The organism is Thermogemmatispora sp., assembly GCF_019683635.1.
Taxonomy (GTDB): Bacteria; Chloroflexota; Ktedonobacteria; order Ktedonobacterales; family Ktedonobacteraceae; genus Thermogemmatispora.
Window position 1 is genome coordinate 1 of sequence record NZ_JADGIA010000330.1, and the last position, 3,143, is coordinate 3,143.

Genomic DNA, 3,143 nt, shown 5'->3' on the forward strand with positions numbered 1-3,143 from the left:
ATGCGTCCCTTGATGAGCCAGTGGGCGGATCTGGCCCGCCTGGCTGTCCAGGGGCTGCCACACGATCGGGCGCGCCTGGCCGAGCTGGAGCGCCGTCTTAATCAGCTGCGCGCGGAACTGCGGACGTTTGTGCTGGTGGCGTCCGAGCATTTTTCCGATGGGCAGCTGGCAGCTCTGCGCAAACGGGCCCGTATGAGTAAGTCGGCCTGGCGCTCGCTGAAGAAGGTTCGCCCGATCACAACGCGCTCCGGCTTCACGCTACTTAGTTTCTAGCTAGCCGGCACGGCAAGGCAAGGATGCCAGCGCCAGCCTGCTCGCTCGCACGACGCTCTCTTTCTGACGCCGAGATGCTCTACTGAATTGACGCGGCGCCACTCTTCATGCGTCACGAGCAGCGCCAGGTTGCTCTACTCTCGTCCTTTTGTAGATTGGTCCGTTGCCTTTAGTTGCTCTTTCTTTCTTTCTCAGGAAGAGGGCTGAAAGGGGGCTTAGATTGCGTATGGCATCTGCAGCAGCACGCGTGCTGGCGATCGATATCGGCACGGGAACACAGGATATCCTGCTCTTCGAAAGCGGCAGGACGATGGAGAACAATGTCAAGCTGGTGATGCCTTCGCCGACGGTGATTGTGGCCGAGCGCATTCGTCGGGCGACGGCGGCGGGCCGGCCTCTGCTGCTGACCGGGGTGACAATGGGCGGCGGCCCATCGCACTGGGCGGCGCGCGATCATGCCCTGGCTGGCTATCCAGTGGCAGTGACTCCCGAGGCGGCGCGCACGTTCGACGATGACCTGACCGCGGTGGCGCAGATGGGCTTTGAGATCATTAGTGAGGAGGAGGCCGCCCGGCAGGCCCGCCGCCCGGATGTGGTCCATATCGAGCTGCAGGATCTGGACGCGCGGGCGATCGTCCAGGCTCTGCGCACTTTCGATCTTGATCCGCGGGTGGATGCGCTGGCCATCGCCGCTTTTGATCATGGGGCGGCGCCGCCGGGCTATAGCGATCGGCGCTTCCGCTTCGAGTTTCTGGAGCGCATGATCCGCCGCTCGCCCACACCGGCGACTTTCGCTTATCTGGCGGAGGAGATTCCACCGGCGCTGACTCGCCTGCAGGCTATTAAAAGCAGTGTTGCCCGCTATGTGGAATACAGTGGTTCGGCGCCAGAGCTGCCGGTGCTCTTGATGGATACAGGGGCCGCGGCTGCGTTGGGGGCCTTGGAGGACCCGCGCGTGCGCCGGCAGAGACATAGCCTGCTTTGCAATATCGGCAATTTCCATACGCTGGCCTTCCACCTGGTGGAGGGGCGCATTGTGGGCCTCTTTGAGCACCATACCGGCGAGATCAGTCGGGCAAGGCTGGAGGAGCTGCTGCGGAAGCTGGCCGCCGGCACGTTGACCAACGATGAGGTCTTTTACGATAGTGGACATGGCGCGCTGGTGTTGGAGCCTGGGCAGGCGCGCGCATCGTCCGCGGTCACCTCGGAGCTACCTTTTGTGGCGGTCACCGGTCCCCGCCGCGAGCTGCTGCGCGGTTCGACCCTGCCCCACTACGAGGCTGTGCCGCACGGCGACATGATGCTTGCAGGCTGCTTCGGCCTGTTGCGCGCCCTGGCTGAGCGCGTACCGGCTCTCGCTCCGGCGATCCGGCCCGCGCTGCTAGGCGAGGCGGAGGCAGCTTAGCGCGCGGCGACGCAGGGCGAACAGGCAGGGCAGGGCAAGCAGGAGCCGGGCCTGCCTGCAGGCGAGCAGAGCAGAGGGATGACGGGCGAGGGAACGGGCTGGATAGCGAGGGGCAAAGAGAGAGGAGGAGAAGGAAGAGAAGGGGGTGTAGACGCGGGGCGCTTCATGAAGGGGTCGCACCATTCTCAGGGGTCTCGGCGCTGGGAGAGCGAGCGGAAGCCTCTGCCTCAGAGGCCGCAGTGGGTAAAGGAATTGGCCCTTTGTTGCTCTGCCGGCGACGGCCCTTGCGGCGGGAAGAGGGCTGCTCGCTGTCGGCGTTGGCATCGCTGCGTTGATTGAGGATGCGGGCCACCTTTTCGCGGATCAGGGTAATCTGGGAGTAGACAGCCTGGCGGGACTGCTGAAGCTTGCGGGCGATAGCGGAGGGGCGTTCACTATTGGCCAGATAACGACAGATGGTGGCTTGTTTCTCGGTCAGATCAACATCGGGGTGAGAGAGCGCGGTACGGGCCAGATCGACCAGTTCACCATAGCGCTGGCGCTTATACTCATCGAGGTCCGCCGGAGAGAAGAGCCAGCGATCGACGACTCGTACGCCGGGGATGCGTCCGGCCTCTACGAGATGCATAAAATGCCAGTAACTCAGATCGAGCTGCTTGGCGGCCTCATGGGTAGTCAGCATGCCATTCAGATGCTGCAAATTATAGTGCAGTTCATCACTCCGTAGGGCCATCTTGGACGCCTTTCTCCACCTGGGATGCTGGTTGTCTCGCTTGTTTTCGTCTCGTCGCAGTACGCCAGTAGTCGGCGCAAGCAAGCAGCAGACGAGATACAATTGTTCATGGTGAGTATACCATACCTGGGGAGGGTTAGCAAGGCATAAGAGAGGAAAGCCGCCTCGCGAGAGCTACCCACGGGGCGAGCGAGAAAGCGAGGGTGGGAGCCGATGGCAGGCAGCGCAGGAGCGATTAAAGTGAAGAACACCTCGGGTCCATGAGAAGCCTCTCATGGGACCAAGGTGTCTCAGCCGGGAGACGCCGCGTGAGCGCCTCTGCTCGTTGCGTTGCTCTATTTTTTTTGGCTGTGCGCGGCTGGAAGTGGCTTCGCTCAGCCGGAAATAGGAGCTGAAGCCTGCGCTTAGCGAGGCCGATTAAAGAGATTCTGCAGGCGCATCGCCAGCATCATATCGCCGCTGATCTTGATCTTCCCGGTCATGAAGGCCGTGGTAGGATCAAGCTTGCCCTCGACAATGGAGGCCCAGTCTTTATCACTGACTGTGAGGGTGATATCGGGCTTCTCCACGCCGCCTTTGATCAGCTCGGCCTGACCATTCTCCACTTTAATGGCATAGACGCCAGGATCATCTCCGGTGATGTTCCACTGGAATGTCTTGTTCAGCCCACTCGCGGCTGACGGGTTGACATTCTGAACCATTGCATCGAAGATCTCAGCAGTTGTCATCGGT

At 61.7% G+C, this 3,143-nt stretch carries 4 protein-coding genes; 2 read left to right on the forward strand and 2 right to left on the reverse strand.

What is annotated here, in order from left to right; genetic code table 11:
- Together IRZ31_RS20910 and IRZ31_RS20915 are read left to right on the forward strand one after the other, a co-directional pair.
- Positions 1–273, forward strand: a 273-nt coding sequence (locus IRZ31_RS20910) for a hypothetical protein (RefSeq protein ID WP_297157586.1), incomplete at its 5' end; no start/stop codon positions are given.
- A 226-nt stretch (positions 274–499) separates the two neighbouring features.
- Entirely contained in the window at positions 500–1,678 is a 1,179-nt protein-coding gene (locus IRZ31_RS20915) for a DUF1786 family protein (RefSeq protein WP_297157589.1), read from the forward strand.
- A 163-nt stretch (positions 1,679–1,841) separates the two neighbouring features.
- Here IRZ31_RS20915 and IRZ31_RS20920 read toward each other — a convergent pair whose 3' ends face one another.
- The gene (locus IRZ31_RS20920; protein ID WP_297157592.1) at positions 1,842–2,411 is read right to left on the reverse strand and encodes an excisionase family DNA-binding protein; all 570 of its coding nucleotides are present in this window, start codon (positions 2,409–2,411) and stop codon (positions 1,842–1,844) included.
- 404 nt (positions 2,412–2,815) lie between these two features.
- The coding region (locus IRZ31_RS20925; RefSeq protein WP_297157595.1) for an SCP2 sterol-binding domain-containing protein at positions 2,816–3,143 on the reverse strand (328 nt) is incomplete at its 5' end.